Raw genomic sequence first — 19787 nt, 5'->3', positions numbered from 1 at the left:
TTAAAATAAGCCTGTTTTTGATAATAGGAGAAATTATGAAAGAATTTGGCTTTTATAACGATTTTGACGATACTTTAATGCTAAATGAACAGATAGAGATAAATAATGAAAAGGAAGAATATTTAGTTTCTAACTCGCCAAAGCTTAAAGCAAACATTACCGCACCTGAGATAAATTTTTATCTAAAAAATACAACTGCAAGCGTCTTAGAAAAAGCTAAAAATACACTTTTACTTTATGAAGCAAGAGCAACTGCATTTGATATGGCAAAGGATGTTGATTACGAAAAAGAAATCGGGAAAAACGTCGTAATAGTAAGCAACTCAGGCCGTGAGGAACTAGCAAATTTATTAAAAGAAAATGGCTACAAAGTCATTGAATTAACGCATTTTGAAGTAAAATTTATTTATGGCGCAGCTGGCGAGCTTAGTGTTTTGATACTTAGGGCAAATGACGAATTTGAGGTCGATTGTGACTTTTTCTTGGTTGAAAACGCAAGGGATTATATGCTAAAGCAAAGCGGCTGTTACGAGATAGCTGGGCTAGAAGATGAAGCTGTGCTTAAAATGTTAAATGAAAAAACTCCAAAATTTAAGTACAAAAGCCTAACTCAATATGACTCTTCGATCTGTCAATATCACGAACGACGAAATGAAATTTGTGGACGCTGTGTCGATGTTTGCCCAACCGTAGCCATTTTAAAAGAAGACGAGACAAAGCATCTTGTTTTCTCACAAATTGATTGTGTAAATTGTGGCAACTGCATTAGCGTCTGCCCTAGCGGATCTCTTGACTCTACACTTATGCCACAAAACTCATTTGCTACTATTGCCAAACTTTACAAAGGTAAAATTCCACTAATAATCTCTAATGAAACAAATTTAGACGAGCTAAATATAAGCCTACCTGAAAATGTCTTGCCTTTTTTCATATCAGCACCGCATATGTTAAATCAAGCGCATCTTCTTACATTGCTTCAAGAAAGTGGTGCGAGTGTGATTTTATTTAGCAAAACTCTTGGCAAAGGCGAAAAAGACGCCATTAGCATCTTAAATCAAATTTATGAGCTTAAATTTAAAGAGATGGCGATCTATCACGCTAAAGATAAAAATGAGCTTGAAGATGCACTCAAAAAGGCAAAATTTATAGCTGACTCACAACACAAGATAAACGAATATGCCTTGCCAAAAAGAGAAATTTTTGCAAAAAGGCTCGAGTTTTTAGTAGGCAGCGAAGATCTTGGCGTGGTAAAAAGCGGTGAGATGATAAGATACGGTGATGTCAAGATAAATACTGATAGCTGTACGCTTTGTCTAAGTTGCGTTGGCGCTTGTAACGTAAGTGCGCTAGTGGCTGATAAAAAGACAAATTCGATTTTATTTAATCCAAGCGTCTGTACAGCTTGCGGATACTGCGAACTAAGCTGTGCTGAAAAAGATACCATAAGCCTTGAAGTTGGAAAAATTTCTCTTAAGCCTGAGTTTTTTACATATAATGAGCTAGCACGAGATGAGCTTTTTGCCTGTGTTGAGTGCGGAAAAGAGTTTGCGACTAAAAAAGCTGTCGAAAAGATCGCAACTATAATGCAACCAAGATTTGGCAACGATAGGGTTAAGATAAAAGCGCTTTACTGCTGTGCTGACTGCAAAGCCAAACTAATGGTTCAAGCCCAAATAAACGCAATGAAAGAGGATTTATTAAATGGATAAAAACGTCATAAAAGCAAGATCATATTTTTACGAATTTCTAGCATATCCTATGTTTTTTTACACAAATGATGAGAAATTTTCAAGGTGGAAAGAGCAGTTAAGATACTTAAGCGCAAATCCTTTGAGCGAGGATGGTGATGCTGCGTTTAAAAATTTAGATAAATTTAGCTTTGAAGAATTTTCAAAAGAACAAAATGACGTTCTTTTTGGCTTTACAAATATTCCCTTAAGTGCTTCATTTTATGAAGAGGGCAGAGATAACGGAGCAGCTAGGCTTAGGGTTATTGAATGTTTAAAACTAAGCCCATATAGACGTGATAGCGAGCTTTGCAAAGATAGCGAGGACTACGTTGGATTTATATTTTTAGCGATGGCTACATTTTTAAAAGATGAGTTTGATGATGCAAAAAATATTAGCAATAAGCTATTTTCTGAAACTTTAAATTTATTTGTAGATGAGTTTTCTCAGCTACTTTCAGCTCACAAAGAAGCAAATTTCTTTAAATCATACGCAGTCATTTTAAAAGACTTTATCGATCTTGAGCGCTCCATACTAAACGTAGAAGCACCAGCTAAGCCAAAAGGCGATAGTGTCGCTATGGCGGCACTTAAGAAAGAACCATTTCAAAGCAAGATGCCAACAATCAAAACCAAACTTCATTGGGAAGAATTTTCTCCAGTCATCTCACACGAGTTTAAAGACTAGCTTAAATTTACTCTTAGCCAAGCTAGGAGTAAATTTAACATCCGCTTAAATTTGTTATCTTGATATTTTATAATTATTAGCAATTTGGCGTTAATCTTCTTTAAATTTTTTACAAAGGACTTACAATGGTAATGACACACTACATGGAGCTTTTATCGCTCAATCAACCTTACAATCTAATCCTCTTCATGGTGATACCTGTGGGGCTTACGGAGCTTTTAGTGGCGATGGAGTTTCTCACTATGTATCACATGGATAGCGGTAAAAATGCTGGCTTTAAGGCTGTTGGCAAATTTGCTGGCATAGTGCTTGGGGTCTATTTTACAGCTCTTGTGATCTATTTTATGGCAAAAATTTATCCAAGTATAAAATGGCGTGGATATGCCGATGTCATCGCTGTCTACTCATATCTCATCAGCGTCATACCACTTCTTGGCATCGCGCTTTTAGAGCTAAATTTGATCTACAAAAACGCAAGCGAAAAGGCAAAGCTAAAGCTTCACTTTTGCCTACTCATATTTGCCTTGATCGTCGCACACGTCGCTATGATATTTGGCATGGTTGATCCTACCATAACGGGCTACAAGGCTGAAAATGGCGCGATGGATATGCATATGAATATGCCGATGAACATGCCAGCAGATATGCCAATGCACGATCACCACAAGATGATGCAAAATATGGGTGAAGATAACTCAACTAATATGCACATGCATCACTAAATTTTATAGCTTTTTGACAGCTGATAAGAAGCTGTCAAAATTTAATTCTTTTTTCTGCTTTTAACAATCTATCTTCTTTAAAAAATTTTCGGAGTGATTTTTGCTCTTTTGGGCCTATTTTGTAGCTTATAAATTTAAGATACCACTTGATATCTTGCTCGCTTATGGCGCGACTTTTAGCGTACTGAGCTAAGATATAGTTTGGGATCTTTATATTTTTTTGCAAAAATTTTGCGACCAATCTTTTATAAAATGAGCCATTTTTTACATATGAAAATCTACCAAAAACAAATGGCAAATTTGTCTTTTCGTGCCAAATTTTACCAAGGTCGTAAAAGCACTCTTTGCCCTCGCTTAGGTATGCCTTTAGTGCCCTGTCGCCTATGATCACCTCGCCATTTAGACGAAGCACCTTAGCTAGGGCGTTTGAGCTAGCAGAGGCAGGATCTGGCTTTGGGGCTGAGTTTTTGCGCACAAGCACGCTTTTTACATCGTTTTTGGCGACTATTCCAAAATTTAGCTTCTTTAAATTTGCCTTTTTACTAGCTATACTTGAGATCACCGCAGCGTCGATCTTTCTAGCATTTAGCGCCCTATTTAGCTTACTTGGCACGCCCTTTTTAAACTCGATCGCCTTTTTTATCTGAGAGCTTAGTGGGGCTGATTTTAAAAAAACGTGAAATGGGAGTAAATTTAGATAATCAATCTTTCCAAATATCATTTTTCATCTTTTACAAGCTCAAATTTAACCATCTCATTTTCGTTGCAAACATCGCGAAATAGCCGAGTCAAGCTCTCTTTTGCACTATCATCCAAAAATTTTTCATTTTTTAGCTTTATAAGCGTTGGCTCATTTATCTCGCAAAGGCAGTCAAAGAGCGCGTCTAAATTTTTGCCGTAGTACTCTGGCAGGTCAAATTTCTTAGCAAAATACTCATGCATCTTCTCTTTTTCGACCATCTTTTTGGCATCTAATATCACGCTTTTCATTGCATCCTCTTCTCATAAAGCAGGTAAAAATGCTCGTAGTGATCAGGCGTGTAGTAGATAAGCCCGTCGTTTGAATATAAAATTCTCTCAGCGCCGCGCCTGCCACCATTGTAATTTACATCGCACTCAAACCACTTTCTACCATCAGCCTCAGGCAGCCTCTTTTCTCTGTTTGAAAATCTATCCCCGCCGATGCTTTTGCCGCCGCTTATCTGCCATAAATTTCCGCTTTTTGCGTCCCAGCCAAGAGCCATTGCCTCTTTTTTGGTTATGAAATTCTTTGGTAGCTTGTTAAATTTATAGATATAAAGTGCGACCTCATCTTTTGAGGTGTATGAGCCGTTTTCTGCGAGGCTCTGGCTCTTTTGCCCCTCTTTGTTTAGCTGCTCAAGTAAAATTTGAGCGTTTTTGTTTGCCTCTCCGCCCTCTTTTGAAAAAAAGAAAGTACCGATGATGCTGGCAATGACAAAGGCGACTAGAGCCGGCAAAAGTCTTTTGTTCAAATTTAGCCCTTAAAGAGTGTTAAAAACTCTATCGCCAGCATCACCAAGACCTGGTACGATGTAGTTTTTCTCGTTTAGTTTCTCATCGATCGAAGCCGTATAGACCTCGACGTCTGGGTAAATTTCACTAAATCTCTTTAGCCCCTCAGGTGCGGCGATGATAGAGATAAATTTGATCTCTTTAACGCCCTTTTCACGCAAGAATTTAACCGCATCTATCGCCGTGCCGCCAGTCGCAAACATAGGATCGATGATGATAGCCATGCGCTCTTTTGCGTCTTTTGGAAGCTTTGCGTAGAAAAACTCAGCCTGCGCTGTCTCTTCGTTTCGCTGAAAGCCCAAAAAGCCAACGCTCGCATCTGGTATGATGGTAAAGACGCTATCAAGCATGCCAAGAGCAGCCCTTAAAATAGGGCATATCATCACCTTTGTAGTTAGCCTTTTTGCGTCTGCCACCGCAACTGGGGTTTGGACTTTGACATCTTTTACCTTTAAATTTCTAGTCGCCTCAAAGATCATAAGATAGCTGATCTCATCAACTAGCATGCGAAACTGAAAAGGTTGGGTATTTTTATCACGTAGAATGGTTAATTTATGCTCGATCAGTGGGTGTGAGATGAGCTTCACGTTTTGCATTTTTTATCCTTAAATTTACTGTTTTTAGAAGGTTTATCTTTACAAAATGCCAAAAGAGTTTAGCCCAAAAATTGGGCTAAAATTTAAAATCCTTTTGCAAGTTTGGCTTTATAAGCCTCAACATCAAAATCTTTTACTCTCGCTACGCCATCTTCAACTGCAGCTTTCGCAACTGCTGGAGCAACCGCTGTTAGCACACGTTTATCAAATGGTTTTGGGATGATGTACTCTTTGCCAAATTTTAGCTCGCTAACACCACTTGCTTTTAAAACTTCAGCTGGTACTGGCTCTTTTGCAAGCTGTGCAAGCGCTCTAGCTGCAGCCATTTTCATATTTTCAGTGATTTTTTTAGCTCTAACGTCAAGCGCACCTCTAAAGATGAATGGAAAGCCTAAAACGTTATTTACTTGGTTAGGATAGTCGCTTCTGCCTGTGCCCATCATAACGTCACTTCTTACAGCCTCAACGTCCTCTGGATAAATTTCAGGCACTGGGTTTGCCAAAGCAAAGATGATAGGCTCTTTATTCATTGACGCAACCATCTCTTTTGTAAGCACACCAGGCTTAGAAAGACCTAAAAACATGTCAGCGCCATTCATCGCATCAGCCAAAGTTCTATCCTCAGTTTCAAGCGCAAACTCTACCTTTTCAGGCGTTAGGTCTGTTCTTTTTGAGTGAATGACGCCTTTACTATCTATCATCACGATGTGTTTTGCACCAAGTGCTTTATACATCTTCGCGCACGCTATGCCAGCTGCACCTGCGCCGCTAACTACGATTTTTATCTTTGAGATATCTTTGCCAGAAATTTCCATCGCATTTATCATGCCAGCACTTGTTATCATCGCTGTGCCGTGCTGATCGTCATGCATGACTGGGATATCAACTGCTTCTTGAAGCTTTCTCTCGATCTCAAAGCACTTTGGAGCACGGATATCTTCTAAATTTATACCGCCAAATGTCGGAGCAAGAGCCTTGCAAATCTCAACGATCTTATCTGGATCATGCTCGTCTAGCTCGATATCAAAGGCATCAACATTTGCAAATTTTTTAAATAAGACTGACTTACCCTCCATAACTGGCTTACCAGCGATGGCGCCGATGTCGCCAAGCCCAAGGACAGCCGTGCCGTCGGTGATAACGGCTACCAGATTTGCTTTATTTGTATATTTATAAGCTAGCTCATTGTCGGCTTCTATCTCTTTGCAAGGCTCTGCAACGCCAGGCGTATAGGCCATTGAAAGGTCTCTTGATGTTTCGCAAGGCGTCTTTACCTTTATCTCGATCTTACCGCCTATATGGTAGTTTAATGCTTCTTCTTTAGTTACATGTGTCATTTTTCTTCCTTTAATAAATTTTGTATTCTATTTTTCGTCTCGCTACTGCCCACTACTTCAAGCACTTCAAAGATGCTTGGGCTCACGCTTGAGCCAGTTAGCGCTATTCTTAGAGCCTGAGCTAGGTCTTTTAGCTTTAAGCCATTTTGCTCTAAAAATTTATTAGTTAGCTCCTCGTAGCCCTTTGCGTCAAGGTCGCGGTCTAAAATTTGAGCAAATTTAGCCAAAATTTCTTTGCTATTTTCATTTATAAATTTAGCCCAAGCTTTCTCATCGTAGCTTTTTGGAGCGTTAATTATCGCGTTTGCGCTATTTGCCATTTCGATTAGTGTCTTTGATCTCTCACGGAGCGAATTTAGCAGTAGCTCGCCCTTTACCAAAGCCTTAAAATCTACGCCAAACTCAAGCATATCGTGCGCTAGCCTCTCGTAAGGTAAAGTCTTAATGTAGTGAGAATTTAGCCAGTCAAGCTTTTGAGCGTTGTAAGTGCTTGAGCTTTTGTTGATATCGTTTGGATTGAAGTATTTAAGCATATCCTCAATAGTAAAAATCTCATCATCGCCGTGGCTCCAGCCAAGACGAACGAGAAAATTTAAGAGCGCTTCAGGCAGGTAGCCCATCTTTTTATACTCCATAACGTCAGTTGCGCCGTGTCTTTTGCTAAGCTTTTTACCATCCTCTCCGTTTATCATAGCGACGTGATAAAATTTTGGTACCTTAAAGCCAAGTGCCTCGTAAAGAACGATCTGTTTTGGAGTATTTGAGAGGTGATCGTCACCACGGATGACGTCTGTTACGCCCATTAGTGCGTCATCTATCACAACCGTGAAGTTATAAGTCGGTGTGCCGTCGCTTCTTGCGATGATGAAGTCGTCTAATATGTCTTCAACCTTAAATTTAACCTCGCCCTTTATGCCATCATGTATGATGATCTCACCGCTAAGTGGGGCTTTGATACGGATGACTGGCTCGATGCCAGCTGGAGGCATGCCAGTAAAATCTCTATATCTATTATCATATTTTGGACGCTCTTTTCTTGCCTCTTGGCTAGCTCTAAGCTCTTCAAGCTCGTCCTTGCTCATATAGCATTTATATGCTTTGCCTTCTTCAAGTAGTTTTTTAACATACTCTTTGTAAAGATCAAATCTTTTTGATTGATATGTCACTTCGCCGTCGTGATCTAGCTTGCACCAAGCAAATGCCTCTTTTATGGCTTGCGTGGCCTCTTCTGAGTTTCGTTTTAAATCAGTATCTTCGATGCGAAGTAAAAATTTTCCATTATTAGCTCTTGCATATAAATAATTATAAAGGGCTGTCCTAAGTCCGCCTATATGTAGGTAACCAGTAGGCGACGGAGCAAATCTAGTAACTATCATTTTGTGCCTTATTTTTATGTTATAATTGCCCAAAATTATATTTACTAAATACTTAAATAAAGGTTTCATTATGAAAAAATTGCTCTTTTTGGCTGCTGGCATGCTAAGTGCTTTAAATTTATATTCGGCTCAGATGATAAACGGTATCGCAGCTATTGTAGAGAACGAACCAATCACGCTTTATGAAGTTTATAGCTTGAAAGAACAGATAAGAGCTAGCGAACAAGATGCTTTAAATTTACTCATAAGAGATAGGCTCGAAGATGCTCAGATAAAAAATTTAAACATTAGTGTAACGCCATTTGAGCTAAACGACAGAATTGAATCAATCGCAAAGCAAAATGGCATGACAAATTCGCAGTTTAGAAGCTCTATCCAAGCTCAAGGCATGGACTTTTTGGAGTTTAAAAACAACATAGAAAAAAAGATGCTTCAAGAAAAGCTTTATAAAAGTATCTTGGCTGAAGCTGGCAAAAATGTAAATGAGCAAAAAGCAAAGATGTACTTTGACGCTAATCCTGATAAATTTAAGGTCTTTAGCACCGCTAAAGTGGTCCTTTATAGGGCAAAAAATCCTGAAGAACTAGAAGCTCAAAAAACAAGTCCATCACTACTTAGCAGCGTACAAACGCAAGAGCTAAGTTTAGACTATCAAAGCATAGATCCAAGGCTTGCTGCGATCATCTCAAGCACAAATAACGGTGACTACACACAGCCTTTGCAAGGGCCTGACAGCTTTGATATGTTTTTAGTAAAAGAGAAGATCGGCTCATACACACCAAGCTTTGCAGACGTTAAGGATAATGTTATAAATGAGCTTTATCAAGGTGAGCAAGAAAAACTTATGGCTGATTATTTTGATAAACTCCGCGCAAAAGCAAAGATTCAAATTTTAAGATAACTTCAAATTTAGCCATCTTTGGTGGCTAATTTTCTCCAAATTTCACATAACAAAAGATTACACCGCCAAAGAGAAGGCGGTGTAAATTTTAGTTAAAAAGTGTAGTGCATATTTAGCATAAACAATCTCTCGTCGCCCGGTCTTGAATCAGAACGCCAGTATTTTTTATTTAGGATATTGTTTATTGCTAATGTTATTTGAGCGTGTTCGTTAAAGTTATATCCAGCACTTGCATCAAATCTAGCAAAACCAGGAAGATGTTCGTCTATGACTCTACCATTACTTGTGCGGTAGCTATATCGTTTAGAGTATCCTGTTACGCCACTTTCGACATACCATTTGTCGTTTCTAGCATATCTTAAAAAAGCATTGCCCTGCCAGTTGGTTGTATTATTTAGACTAAGTCTTTCGTTTAATGGATTTGATTTATCACTTGCGATAATAGCCCTCATATATCCAAGAGAGCTTCTTAGATATAAATTTTCATAAATTTTACCCAAGATATTTAGCTCTTTACCACGACTTCGCTCTTTACCACGTTGCGCCCAAGTATATGGATCATTTGTAGGATCTGGTCTATATCTTATATTGTTATGTTCGATCTGAAATATCGCTAAGTTTGAGCTAAATCTATTATCAGCCCATGTGCTTTTTAAGCCGATTTCATATTGCTCATTATTCTGCGGTTTTAGATCAAGCATTGACGTATTGTCTGTACTTATGCCTATATTTCCACGACCGCCGTATGGGGCAAAACTCTTTGAGTATGAAGCATACGCGGTATGCTCTGGTAAAAAGTCCCACAGCAAGCCAACTCTTGGACTAAAAGAGTGCCCTTTGTAGCTATTTGTCATATTTGCAATATTTCTTGTTTTAAATTTATAAAAGTCAAACCTTCCACCAACAAGTAACCTATATTTGTCGTCTAAGCTTATTAGATCCTCGAGAAATACTCCATTATTTATAGCTTTATGTTTATTATCAGTATTAAGTGGCATGTAGCCCACACTACCCCAACTTGATCTTGATGCATATGGATTTATAATTACATTCTTTGCACTATCAAACCAAAGCCTCGGATGGCGAGTTTCTACGCTATTATCGTATCCAAAAGTAAGATTATGCTTAAATCTTGTAAATTCAAGCTCTTTTGTAAGTGTTATAGCATTTGAGAGTGTGTCATTATCAGTTTGTTGTTTAGCATAGTTTTGCTTTAGTCTATTTCCAGGCATTATGGTGCCACTAAAATAATGGTCAAAATTTTGACTAGCTTTTCTATAACCAAAAACCCATTTTAAATTCATGTCCTTTACTAACTCTGCATTTAGCTCGGTACGAAAGAAATGAAGCTTATCTTCAACAAAGTCTCCATCATGAGAAAAGCCCTTTGTATAGTCGATACCAAGCTTGTCATAGACACTTTTTGTTGGCATTCTATCAGGTACACGCCAAGCATTATCATATTGTGTATTGCGCCTCAAAGCTTACCGTTCCGCCATCATTTGTCACGATAATGCTTGGACTTACCATAAAATTTTTATATTTTACGCCCTCTCTCCATGATTTTCCACGCTCCATATCAGTCGTTAGTCTTGCAGCTAATTGATTATTTACTACGTGATTTATATCGATACCACCACCATATCTACTCCAGCTACCAACTCTTCCTGAGAGCTTATAAACAGGCATAAAATTTGCCTTCTTACTAACTAGATTTACAACCGCACCGCCATCACTTCTTCCATATAATATCGAAGCTGGTCCTTTTAAAATTTCAACTCTCTCAACATTTGCTGTACTGCGTCTTATCTGGCCAGAATCTCTAACACCATCTCTATATATATCGCCACCATCAACACTAAAGCCTCTTATCTTGATATTCTCGCCTCTCATATCATAGCTTGCATCAATACCAGCATTTCCTTCTAGGATACTTGAGAGATCATTTGTACCGTAGTTTCTGTTCTTTTGTATATCTATATTTTCGATAGTTTGTGGCGTCTCTTTGTTACTGAGTCCATTTCTATTGATATCCGCACTATCATACGCGATATAACCTTTTAGGGTATTTTGCTCAGAGATACCTTCCACCTCGATAGTTGGCAAAATAACTGAATAATCACTGTTATTTGTATCTAAAGCCCACAGTGAGCTAAAGATCAGTGATGAAGCAAGTATACTAAACTTCATAGAATTCCTTTAGATAAAATTAAAATCGATATTCTATATCAAAATAGCTTAAAATATTTACTTTATATTGATACTTATTAAACTTTGCTAATTTATTGTTAAAATTTAGTTCGATTTAGAATTATCGTTTGCCAAATCTTAAAACAAAATGCATTACTATTGCTGCTAAAAAATTTTAAGATTAAGGCTAGTATTTCAATGATCACACATCAACGTGAGCTTTTTGAACTTTTTGATGAGGTGATAGATATAAAAAGTGAGTAAATTTGACTGCAAAGGCAGCCAAATTTATATTATGCTTTTTTAGTAAAAACTCCGACATAAATAGCATAGATAAAGCCGATCGCTACGGCATATGGAGCATAAGGAGTGATGCCAGCTCCAGAGCTTGCAAGTATGAAGTTATGGCTTATCGCAGCACCTGCTCCCATGCCTAAAACAAATACAGCCGAGCTTAAATTTCCAGCTCCCATTTGCACTAAATGTTTGCCTGGGCAGCCATAACTTAGGCTAAAGCAAAGACCAGCTAAGCTCATGCCAAGGAAATTCCAAAGAACGTCATTGTGGGCGATAGGTTGAGCTTCAAAGCCAAATTTATATTGTCCAAGAGCTAAATTTGTGATACTTGCAAAAACGATGATAGATACAATGCCATAAAACATTGAAAGATCACGCTCAAAAACTTTGCTAATCGCACCAACCGAGCAAAATTTGCTTCTTTGCATAAAAATGCCAATAACAATGGCGCAAATAAGCGAGATAAAGATATTTGCGTGCTGTGAGCCTGGGCCTTTTTCTGAGCTAAATAATGCACCATTATCGCCAAGCTTTAAACCAAAGACAAGGGCTATTAAAAGCAAAATAGCAATGATTAATGGCAAAAATGCAACTGGTTTTGTTGTGACATCATTTTCAGGTATGACGTAACCATTTTTCTTGAAAAATCGTCCAACAAAAACGCCAGCAAATAGACCGACAAGACCAGCAATAGCGGTCATATCTCCTCCGCCAAGGCGCAAAAACGCTCTCCATGGACAACCCAAAAAGATAAGGCAACCAATCATAGCAAACACGCCTAAGAAAAATCTAGAAAATGCCGCACTGCCTGATACTGGAGTGAAATTTCTACTCCAAAGCATACTTGCTAGAAAGCCTCCAATGATAAGACCTAAAATTTCTGGCCTTAGATACTGCACGACCTTGGCTTGGTGAAAGCCAAGAGCACCTACGCTATCCCTTAAAAAGCAAGCCGCACAAACGCCCATGTTTGCTGGGTTGCCAAAATAAACAAGCACTGGGCCAAGAATGCCAAGGCTTGCACCTGCGATGATGTAAAGCACTGTTTTATTCATGAATTTTCCTGTGTATAGGGTAAAATCAAACTGATTTCTTAAATGGCATTTTAATAGAGCATAAATAAAGAAAGTATAAAATTTAAGAGCCAAATAGCTAAAATAATAAAATTTTACAAAAAAAGGACACAAAGTGCGAGATATTATGAGTTATGAGGATAGTTTAAAGATTTTAAAAGATACAGTCGAGATTTGGGATAAAGTAGAAAAGATCGCTATCACAGACGCTCTTGATAGAAATATCGCACATGATGTGATAGCAGACAAAAACTATCCAGCAAAGCCAGTTTCAGCGATGGATGGCTACGCATTTGCATACGATGATAGCTTAAGCGAGCTTGAGCTCATCACCGATCTTCCCGCAGGAAGCGATAAGGATATAAAAATAAGTGGAAACAAATGCGTTAAAACCTTTACTGGCTCACTCATGAGTGAGGGCTCAGATACGCTTGTGCCAGTTGAAAATGTCGAGGTTAATGGCTCAAAAATCACTATCAAAAAAGGTGTATCAAAAGGCTTTGCTGTGCGTGCGGTGGGAGAGAGCTACAAAAAGGGAGAAATTTTAATAAAAAAAGGCACCAAACTTAGTTACGCAGAAATCGCACTTCTTGCTGAGCTTGGTATCTTTCACGTAAGCGTTTTCATCCGCCCTAGAGTAGCAATAATTGCAACTGGTAGCGAGATCAAAGACCTTGGCGAGCCACTAGAAAACGCTGCACAAATTCATAGCTCAAATCACATAGGCATAGCGATGCAAATACGTAAAATGGGGGCCGAGCCAATCCTTTGCGAGATCGTAAAAGACGAGGCTGCGCTTGTTAAAAAAGCTATCATAAACGCGCTAAAATCAGCTGACGTCTTAATAACAACTGGTGGCGTTAGCATGGGAGATTATGACTTTGTAAAAGATACTTTAAAAGAAAATTTTAGCGTCATCATAGATAAAGCTGCCATTAAGCCAGGTCGCCATATCAAGATAGCAAAATCAGGCGAAAAATATATATTTGCACTGCCTGGATTTCCCTATTCAGCAATGGTTATGTGCGTACTTTATGTTAGAGTCTTGATAAATTTATGGCTAGGCAATGATGAGCCAAAGATCACGGCGATAATGGACGAAGACTATAAAAAACGCTCATCATTTTTAGAATTTACAGCTGTAAATTTAGAAAATCGTGAAGGAAAAAATTTTGTAAATCTAAATGGCAAAAAGCTTGGCAGTTCAGCGATCGTAAATAATTTAACAAACAAAGCCGCACTTTTAATGATCCCAATGGATAAAGAATTTCTTAAAAAAGGCGAGATAGTAGAAGTCTTGATGATGCCTTGTTAAAATTTTAAGGATAAAAGTTGAACGCATTAGAAATTCAAACAATTATAGTTTTTCTTATAATGGTATCGCTTGCCTTTGGAATAGATCTTTTTGCTCATAAACATGATGAGAAAATTTCACTAAAACAAGCTGGCATTTGGTCTATCTTTTGGATAGGAGTTTCGGTACTTTTTGGCATATATTTATATTTTGAGCGAGGCAGTGAAATAGCAAGTCTTTATTTTGCAGGATATGCGCTAGAAAAGTCGCTCTCAGTAGATAATCTTTTTGTGATGATGGCGATTTTTTCATGGTTTAAGATACCTGAAATTTATCGCCACAGAGTGCTTTATTTTGGCGTTATAGGAGCTATGATATTTAGGCTCATCTTTGTAGCCGTAGGTACGATGCTTTTTGCCATCTCTCCTTGGATGGAGCTAATATTTGCGGCAATAGTCGCATATAGTGCCGTAATGATGATAAAAAAAGATAAGTGCGATGAGGATATAAAAGATTATTCAAACCATATAGCCTATAGGGCAGTTTACCGCTTCTTTCCGGTTTTACCACAGCTTTTTGGACATAGTTTTTTTGTTAAATTTAGCGAAATTTCTAAACAAATTTCAGATAGTCAAAAAACTACTCTTAACGATCAAATTTTAAGGCTAAAAGCCACTTGGATAGCAACACCATTATTCTTGTGTCTTTGCGTGATTGAGCTAAGCGATGTGATATTTGCTTTTGATAGCGTTCCAGCCGTCATTGCTGTGAGCAAAGATCCTGTGATTGTTTATTCAGCGATGATATTTGCGATACTTGGGCTAAGAACGCTTTATTTTGTGCTTGAAGCACTCAAAAATTTTTTAAAATATTTAGAAATTTCTGTGATCGTGCTTTTATTTTTTATCGTAGCAAAGCTAGCTGTAAATGCGACTGCTCATATCTTTCATCATGGTTTTGAAATTTCTGCACAAATTAGCCTTTTTATCATTCTAGCCATTCTTGGAGTTGGGGTCGTAGCAAGTTTGGTTAAGAAATAGCTACCACAAAAGTATACAAGCTAAAGTTAGGCGAGCTTAAAATTAAAAATTTATAAGCATAGAGCTTTATATTTTGGTGTCTAAATTTTTTAAAATTTTGCTTGCTTGTGCAAAAATTTATTACTGAATATTTATGCTACCAGCTGGAGTTGGCATATCGCCTTTTTCATCAGCAAATGGTGGTCCTTTTTGAAGCAAAGTGGTGATCTCAGATGCTACTTTTGGATCCATTTTTGCCATTATAGTTGATATCTTTTTGGCATCAAGAGCATAAAGTATGGTGGCTGCGTTTGATCTAGGCATTTTAGAAAGCACCTCAGCCGCCGCGCCATCTTTCATCTTAGAATACGACTCATTGACTTTATCGCTAGTCATTGTGCGAAGTTCTTTTAAAATTTTCTCATTTTTGGCGACCACTTCATCGATCTCTTTGCGTTTTTGCTCGATCACTTTCATTGTCGCATTTAGATCAGCTTCTTTTTTGGCAAGCTTTTTATTATTTTCTTCATAGGCTGCTGCCGAGCTTGCGCGAAATACCTCTAAAGCTTGGCGCTGTTCATCTATGATCTCAAGTTCCTTTGAAATTTCTTCTTTTCTAGCTTCAAAAATTTGCGTACAATCAACTGGTACTTCAAAACAAAATGCAAAATTTAAAATAATGAAGAATAATAAAACCGCTCTCATTACAACTCACTCTTAGTTGTAAATTTCATCACCGCAAACTCATCAAGCGCAAGCGCTTCGGCCTTTTGTATGCGTTTTATCTCTTTTTTAAACTCTTCTTTTTCTAGATATTTCATCTTTTCGTACTCTAAATTTGCATTTTTATATTTATGTTCGTAATGCGAAACCTCTTTTTTAGCTATCTCAAGGCTCTCTTTGCAGGCATTTAACTCTTGCCTTGCTATCTTTATAAACTCTAAATTTTCCTTTAACTCGCCTATATTGCCACTTTTTGGCAAGCAAAACTCCTCAAGCCTTGCTCTTAAATACACTAAATTTTCTTCAAAATTTCTTACATTAAGCCTAGCAACAGCGAGCTTTGCCTCTACCTTATCCATCTCTTGTTTTTTTACACGGACGATAGAGGTAAATTTGCTTTTCATCTAATGATCGTATCGCTTCTTTCAGGGCTTGTTGAGATATAGCCGATCTTTACGCCAGTTAGCTCTTCTATTCGCTCGATATAAGCTCTTGCATTTGCTGGCAGATCTTCATATTTGCTTATGCCTTTTACGCTATCCCAGCCTGCAAGTTCTTCATAGATAGGAGTTGCATTTTCAAGATCTGTTGGCATATAATCAATCGTTTCACCATTATATTGATAAGCTTTGCAAATTTTTACCACTTCAAATCCATCAAGTACGTCAAGCTTCATAAGCGCATAAGTATCGACACCATCGAGTCTTGAGGCATATTTTACACTCACAGCATCAAACCAGCCACAACGTCTGCGGCGACCTGTTGTTGTGCCAAATTCCTTGCCGATATCGCACATCTTATCGCCACTCGTGCCTTTATCTTCTGTCGGAAAAGGGCCAAAGCCAACACGAGTCGTATAGGCCTTTATGACGCCTATTACTTCACCTATTTCTTTTGGATTTAACCCAAGACCTGTGCAAGCACCTGCACTTATGGTATTTGAACTAGTTACGTATGGATATGTGCCATGGTCGATATCTAAAAGCGTGCCCTGAGCGCCTTCAAGTAATACCTTTTTATTTTCATCAAGCGCCTTCCACACTAGGTTTGTAGTATTTGCGATAAATGGAGCTAAAACCTCTTTATATCTTTTTAGCTCTTCAAGCAATTCACTCTCATTAGGAATTTTTACACCGAGTGCGTCAAATACGCATTTGTTTGTCTCAAAATCATGCATTAAAGCATCACACAAACGCTCTGGCTCAAGTAGTTCGCCTACTCTGTGACCGCTTCTACTTATTTTATCAGCATAAGTTGGTCCAATGCCTTTGCCAGTCGTACCGATTGCTTTTTCTCCTTTTAGTCTCTCTTTTGCTTGATCGATTTGGCTATGGTAGCTTAGATTTAAATGTGCTTTATCGCTAATATAAAGCCTTCCTTCCAAATTTTCAAACTGCGCCATTTCAGTGATTAATACTTCTGGGCAAACAACAACGCCATTGCCGATAATATTTATAATATTTTTGTGTAAAATTCCACTTGGAACAAGGTGAAGCGCGTATCTAACGCCATCTACCCAGATCGTATGGCCGGCATTGTGACCACCTTGAGAGCGACAAATCATATCATAGTTTAGTCCTAGCATATCAACTATTTTGCCTTTACCCTCATCACCCCATTGAACTCCAACTACTAAATCAGCCTTTCTCATTCTTACTTCCTTAAATTAATTTTTTCTTCTATCAATGCATCTGTATAAACAGCAAAACCACTATTTATTTTTCCGTCTATTTCGTAGCTACCACCACTTGCTATTATGCTGTTATTTCTTAAAAACCTAAAAAATAGACTATCGTAATATCTCATTTTTGAGTAATATAGCGGAACTATTCTTAAATTTTTATATTCTAAAGCGCTAGCTAAATTCCTCAAATTTTCAAGCGGTTCTTTTAGTTTGCTTGGAGATATTTTTATTATCTCATCCAGCTCACTAACTGATTTTAAAAGAGCAAGAGCACTTAGCCATGGAACATTTTGAGATAAAATTTTTTCCATTTGCCCATTTTCAAAAATTTCAATAGGCACGCTTAAAATTTCACAAATCACTCTTGGAATTTGTATATTGCTCACTTGCAAAAATGTATCCATTTTTAGCTCATTAAGAAGCTTTGCTACGATATTTATGCTTTTTAGAACATCATTTTCACCGATTAGTTCGGCTCCGATTTGATAAATTTCTTGGCTTGGATAGCGAAAGACTGGCTGGATATAAAACCATCTTTTTGATTCATTTGCCTTTAGCCTTCTAAGCACGATCCTTACAGTATCTACCGTGCTATCAGCTCTTAGGCTTATTTCGTGATTTAGACTATCGCTAAAACGTAAAAGATTTGTAGCATCTACACTTAAATGCTGGTGATATGAGAAAAATGGTGTTACGATCTCGCTAAAGCCTTCATTTTCTAAAATTTCACTAGCTTTTTGTTCAATCTGCCTCTTTAGCTTTGCGCTATTGGCAAAGTATAGTTTGCTTCCATTTGGGATTTCATGCTCATAAACATTTAAAGCATTTTCATTCATTATTTATTCGCTCCACTCAAATTTAGATCATTATCGCATAACAAAATTGCCTCATTAGCTAAATTTATTACGTTCTCTTTGTCTATTTTTACAAGGATCGTATCCAAAATTTCAGCTAATTTTTCATTTATTGTTCTGATATCATCTACTTGATTTGCTATTTCGATTTTTAATTTTTCGCTTACTTTTTCATCGCATTTAAGTAAATTTATCAAACGAGTCATAAGCTCTTTTACGCCTACTATTTTGCAAAGCATATTGTAGTTCTCATCATCTTGAAAATTTCTTACATTTAGTGGAGATGATAGAGTGAATTTGAATTTGAGTACATCATCCAGGCTAAGCTCTGGTGCAAAAAGCCGTCCTTGAAATCTACTAAAGCCAAATCCAACAAAAATTTCAAGCATGCTTTTATCTTCTAAATTTTTTATCATGACATCAAAATCAAATGTATCTGATACATACTTTATCATGCGTATGGTCTTTAGTGCTTCTACTGAATCAAAAATTTGTTTGCAAAATCTTTTATCTATATTAAATCTATTTGTTTTTAACATACCTAAAGCTTCTACCGAGCCAGAATAAGACGCAAAATCATCAAGCGAAAAGCTAACGCCTAGCTCCTTATAAGCATCGATATATCTAACAACATCATCTAAATTTACGCCACTTGCGGAGTCAACGATATCTATGATTAGCCCATTGGCATCTAGCTGCTCATCTTCTAAAAGCTTTTTAAATTTCTCAAAAAACTCAGATGTCATTAGCTTTTTAATGCATAAATTTACTCTAACTTTTGCATTTATTCCCTCTTTTAGCCACACAGCCCTAGCTTTTAAAGCATCTTTTAGCGTAAATAATGCGATAGCAACAACTGCTTTTGAGCCTTTTGCAAGCGGTAAGAAGTCTGATGGCCTTAATATCTTATCGCCATTTTTCCATCTAATAAATGCCTCAAAGCTACTAACTTCCCCGCTTTTTATATCAATCTCAGGCTGATATAGCAAGAACATCTCGCCAGCATCGATAGCTTCAATGATCTTTGAGTCATCTCTATATTCATTTTTAAAATATGTATCTTTTTTCGAATTAAATACATAATATTTATTTTTTCCATTAAGCTTTGCTTGATACATAGCCCAATCAGCTCTTTCAATTAGATCATCAACACTAAGTGCATCGCTACTTAAGCTAATACCAATACTTACGCTAAGTTTTTTCTCATCATCATCAATAGAAATTTTACTCTGACCCACTCTTAAGATGTTTTCAGCAGTTTCGTAAATTTCTCCCAAATTTTCATAAGGCATAGCGCCTATAAACTCGTCTCCGCCTATTCTTGCAAATATTCCTTGTTTTGGGAAAATTTCATCTATTTTTTTTGAAATTTCTATTAGGATTTTATCACCTACTTGATGTCCATATCCGTCATTTATCGATTTAAAATTATCAAAATCAACATAAAATGCTGCTACTTTTAAACTTTTTTTCGCTTGTTTTAGTAGATTTTCTAGCTTATTAAAAAGTAAAAATCTATTTGGCAGCCCAGTTAGCGTATCGTGATACGCGATAAATTCGAGATACTCTTTATTGTAGCAGTCATCATTTGCGCTTGAAGCTAACAAAATATATCCCTCTTGATCGCCAAACGCGTTTAAAAGCTTACTTATGCTTATAACTTCGAGTCTATTTTTGCTTCGAACATCATGAATAAGACCTTGCCAAAAGCCAGTTATTTTAATTGAATTTAAAATTTCATCTTTAATATCTTTTAGTCCGTTTTTAAAATTA

General features: G+C 37.3%; 20 protein-coding genes. 6 read left to right on the top strand and 14 right to left on the bottom strand.

Features of this window, described 5'->3' with window-relative positions; all coding sequences use genetic code 11:
• Positions 1-35 precede the first annotated feature (35 nt).
• The 3 genes from F3G69_RS01085 to F3G69_RS01075 all read left to right on the top strand — a co-directional run bounded on the left by F3G69_RS01085 (position 36) and on the right by F3G69_RS01075 (position 3137).
• Positions 36-1709 carry a 4Fe-4S binding protein gene (locus F3G69_RS01085; protein WP_149714170.1) on the top strand — a complete coding sequence of 558 codons (1674 nt, stop codon included), beginning with the start codon at positions 36-38 and terminating at the stop codon, positions 1707-1709.
• A complete protein-coding gene (locus tag F3G69_RS01080) occupies positions 1702-2415 on the top strand; it encodes a TorD/DmsD family molecular chaperone (protein WP_149714169.1) in 714 nt (237 codons plus the stop codon). The genes F3G69_RS01085 and F3G69_RS01080 overlap by 8 nt, the downstream gene beginning before the upstream one ends.
• 125 nt (positions 2416-2540) lie before the next feature.
• A complete protein-coding gene (locus tag F3G69_RS01075) occupies positions 2541-3137 on the top strand; it encodes a DUF6803 family protein (protein ID WP_149714168.1) in 597 nt (198 codons plus the stop codon).
• Positions 3138-3171: 34 nt separating this feature from the next.
• On the opposite strand, the gene F3G69_RS01070 is transcribed toward F3G69_RS01075, so the two are convergent.
• The 6 genes from F3G69_RS01070 to gltX all read right to left on the bottom strand — a co-directional run bounded on the left by F3G69_RS01070 (position 3172) and on the right by gltX (position 7979).
• Complete coding sequence (locus F3G69_RS01070) at positions 3172-3858, bottom strand: MqnA/MqnD/SBP family protein (RefSeq protein ID WP_149714167.1); 687 nt, start codon at positions 3856-3858, stop codon at positions 3172-3174.
• The gene (locus tag F3G69_RS01065; RefSeq protein WP_149714166.1) at positions 3855-4127 is read right to left on the bottom strand and encodes a barstar family protein; all 273 of its coding nucleotides are present in this window, start codon (positions 4125-4127) and stop codon (positions 3855-3857) included. Before F3G69_RS01065 ends, F3G69_RS01070 begins: the two co-directional genes overlap by 4 nt.
• Positions 4124-4630 carry a ribonuclease domain-containing protein gene (locus F3G69_RS01060; protein ID WP_149714165.1) on the bottom strand — a complete coding sequence of 169 codons (507 nt, stop codon included), beginning with the start codon at positions 4628-4630 and terminating at the stop codon, positions 4124-4126. Before F3G69_RS01060 ends, F3G69_RS01065 begins: the two co-directional genes overlap by 4 nt.
• A 9-nt stretch (positions 4631-4639) precedes the next feature.
• On the bottom strand, positions 4640-5266 hold the full coding sequence (gene upp, locus F3G69_RS01055; RefSeq protein ID WP_004317747.1) for a uracil phosphoribosyltransferase: 627 nt from the start codon (positions 5264-5266) through the stop codon (positions 4640-4642).
• Between the two features lie 83 nt (positions 5267-5349).
• Positions 5350-6603 carry a malic enzyme-like NAD(P)-binding protein gene (locus F3G69_RS01050; RefSeq protein ID WP_021090804.1) on the bottom strand — a complete coding sequence of 418 codons (1254 nt, stop codon included), beginning with the start codon at positions 6601-6603 and terminating at the stop codon, positions 5350-5352.
• Entirely contained in the window at positions 6600-7979 is a 1380-nt protein-coding gene (gene gltX, locus F3G69_RS01045) for a glutamate--tRNA ligase (protein ID WP_149714164.1), read from the bottom strand. Before gltX ends, F3G69_RS01050 begins: the two co-directional genes overlap by 4 nt.
• Before the next feature lie 70 nt (positions 7980-8049).
• Between gltX and F3G69_RS01040 the strand changes: the two genes are divergently transcribed.
• Positions 8050-8880, top strand: a complete 831-nt coding sequence (locus F3G69_RS01040) for a peptidylprolyl isomerase (protein ID WP_149714163.1) — start codon at positions 8050-8052, stop codon at positions 8878-8880.
• A 92-nt stretch (positions 8881-8972) separates the two neighbouring features.
• Here the strand turns inward: F3G69_RS01040 and F3G69_RS01035 are convergent, their stop codons facing one another.
• The 3 genes from F3G69_RS01035 to yedE form a co-directional block, all read right to left on the bottom strand.
• Positions 8973-10361 (bottom strand): TonB-dependent receptor, encoded by a 1389-nt coding sequence (locus F3G69_RS01035; protein ID WP_223155848.1) that lies wholly within the window; start codon positions 10359-10361, stop codon positions 8973-8975.
• Positions 10339-11070 (bottom strand): TonB-dependent receptor plug domain-containing protein, encoded by a 732-nt coding sequence (locus F3G69_RS09400; protein ID WP_223155847.1) that lies wholly within the window; start codon positions 11068-11070, stop codon positions 10339-10341. Before F3G69_RS09400 ends, F3G69_RS01035 begins: the two co-directional genes overlap by 23 nt.
• 293 nt (positions 11071-11363) lie before the next feature.
• Positions 11364-12422, bottom strand: coding sequence for a YedE family putative selenium transporter (gene yedE, locus F3G69_RS01030; RefSeq protein ID WP_103641602.1), 1059 nt, complete (start codon positions 12420-12422; stop codon positions 11364-11366).
• Positions 12423-12567: 145 nt separating this feature from the next.
• On the opposite strand from yedE, the gene F3G69_RS01025 reads away from it, so the two are divergent.
• Positions 12568-13755 (top strand): molybdopterin molybdotransferase MoeA, encoded by a 1188-nt coding sequence (locus tag F3G69_RS01025; RefSeq protein WP_223155858.1) that lies wholly within the window; start codon positions 12568-12570, stop codon positions 13753-13755.
• A gap of 17 nt (positions 13756-13772) precedes the next feature.
• On the top strand, positions 13773-14774 hold the full coding sequence (locus tag F3G69_RS01020; RefSeq protein ID WP_149714161.1) for a TerC/Alx family metal homeostasis membrane protein: 1002 nt from the start codon (positions 13773-13775) through the stop codon (positions 14772-14774).
• Between the two features lie 120 nt (positions 14775-14894).
• Here the strand turns inward: F3G69_RS01020 and F3G69_RS01015 are convergent, their stop codons facing one another.
• The 5 genes from F3G69_RS01015 to F3G69_RS09245 all read right to left on the bottom strand — a co-directional run.
• Positions 14895-15458 (bottom strand): MotE family protein, encoded by a 564-nt coding sequence (locus F3G69_RS01015; protein ID WP_084041661.1) that lies wholly within the window; start codon positions 15456-15458, stop codon positions 14895-14897.
• Positions 15458-15880 (bottom strand): flagellar export protein FliJ, encoded by a 423-nt coding sequence (locus tag F3G69_RS01010; RefSeq protein WP_149714160.1) that lies wholly within the window; start codon positions 15878-15880, stop codon positions 15458-15460. The genes F3G69_RS01015 and F3G69_RS01010 overlap by 1 nt, the downstream gene beginning before the upstream one ends.
• Positions 15877-17127, bottom strand: a complete 1251-nt coding sequence (locus F3G69_RS01005) for an adenylosuccinate synthase (RefSeq protein ID WP_087585191.1) — start codon at positions 17125-17127, stop codon at positions 15877-15879. Before F3G69_RS01005 ends, F3G69_RS01010 begins: the two co-directional genes overlap by 4 nt.
• Before the next feature lie 2 nt (positions 17128-17129).
• Positions 17130-17996 carry an ATP phosphoribosyltransferase regulatory subunit gene (locus tag F3G69_RS01000; protein WP_149714159.1) on the bottom strand — a complete coding sequence of 289 codons (867 nt, stop codon included), beginning with the start codon at positions 17994-17996 and terminating at the stop codon, positions 17130-17132.
• Positions 17996-19787 (bottom strand): diguanylate cyclase domain-containing protein (locus F3G69_RS09245; protein ID WP_188115319.1); only part of this gene is annotated, 1792 nt, incomplete at its 5' end. The genes F3G69_RS09245 and F3G69_RS01000, both read right to left, overlap by 1 nt.

This window comes from Campylobacter concisus, assembly GCF_902460625.1.
Lineage (GTDB): Bacteria > Campylobacterota > Campylobacteria > Campylobacterales > Campylobacteraceae > Campylobacter_A > Campylobacter_A concisus_AD.
Note: the sequence above shows the minus strand (reverse complement) of the source record. Positions and strands in the feature narration are given on the sequence as shown.

What these genes read in the sequence shown, in the direction of transcription:
- F3G69_RS01085 (WP_149714170.1), top strand. Translation starts at nt 36, where the DNA reads ATGAAAGAATTTGGCTTTTATAACGATTTTGACGATACTTTAATGCTA.
- F3G69_RS01080 (WP_149714169.1), top strand. Translation starts at nt 1,702, where the DNA reads ATGGATAAAAACGTCATAAAAGCAAGATCATATTTTTACGAATTTCTA.
- F3G69_RS01075 (WP_149714168.1), top strand. Translation starts at nt 2,541, where the DNA reads ATGGTAATGACACACTACATGGAGCTTTTATCGCTCAATCAACCTTAC.
- F3G69_RS01070 (WP_149714167.1), bottom strand. Translation starts at nt 3,858, where the DNA reads ATGATATTTGGAAAGATTGATTATCTAAATTTACTCCCATTTCACGTT.
- F3G69_RS01065 (WP_149714166.1), bottom strand. Translation starts at nt 4,127, where the DNA reads ATGAAAAGCGTGATATTAGATGCCAAAAAGATGGTCGAAAAAGAGAAG.
- upp (WP_004317747.1), bottom strand. Translation starts at nt 5,266, where the DNA reads ATGCAAAACGTGAAGCTCATCTCACACCCACTGATCGAGCATAAATTA.
- F3G69_RS01050 (WP_021090804.1), bottom strand. Translation starts at nt 6,603, where the DNA reads ATGACACATGTAACTAAAGAAGAAGCATTAAACTACCATATAGGCGGT.
- gltX (WP_149714164.1), bottom strand. Translation starts at nt 7,979, where the DNA reads ATGATAGTTACTAGATTTGCTCCGTCGCCTACTGGTTACCTACATATA.
- F3G69_RS01040 (WP_149714163.1), top strand. Translation starts at nt 8,050, where the DNA reads ATGAAAAAATTGCTCTTTTTGGCTGCTGGCATGCTAAGTGCTTTAAAT.
- F3G69_RS09400 (WP_223155847.1), bottom strand. Translation starts at nt 11,070, where the DNA reads ATGAAGTTTAGTATACTTGCTTCATCACTGATCTTTAGCTCACTGTGG.
- yedE (WP_103641602.1), bottom strand. Translation starts at nt 12,422, where the DNA reads ATGAATAAAACAGTGCTTTACATCATCGCAGGTGCAAGCCTTGGCATT.
- F3G69_RS01025 (WP_223155858.1), top strand. Translation starts at nt 12,568, where the DNA reads ATGAGTTATGAGGATAGTTTAAAGATTTTAAAAGATACAGTCGAGATT.
- F3G69_RS01015 (WP_084041661.1), bottom strand. Translation starts at nt 15,458, where the DNA reads ATGAGAGCGGTTTTATTATTCTTCATTATTTTAAATTTTGCATTTTGT.
- F3G69_RS01010 (WP_149714160.1), bottom strand. Translation starts at nt 15,880, where the DNA reads ATGAAAAGCAAATTTACCTCTATCGTCCGTGTAAAAAAACAAGAGATG.
- F3G69_RS01005 (WP_087585191.1), bottom strand. Translation starts at nt 17,127, where the DNA reads ATGAGAAAGGCTGATTTAGTAGTTGGAGTTCAATGGGGTGATGAGGGT.
- F3G69_RS01000 (WP_149714159.1), bottom strand. Translation starts at nt 17,996, where the DNA reads ATGAATGAAAATGCTTTAAATGTTTATGAGCATGAAATCCCAAATGGA.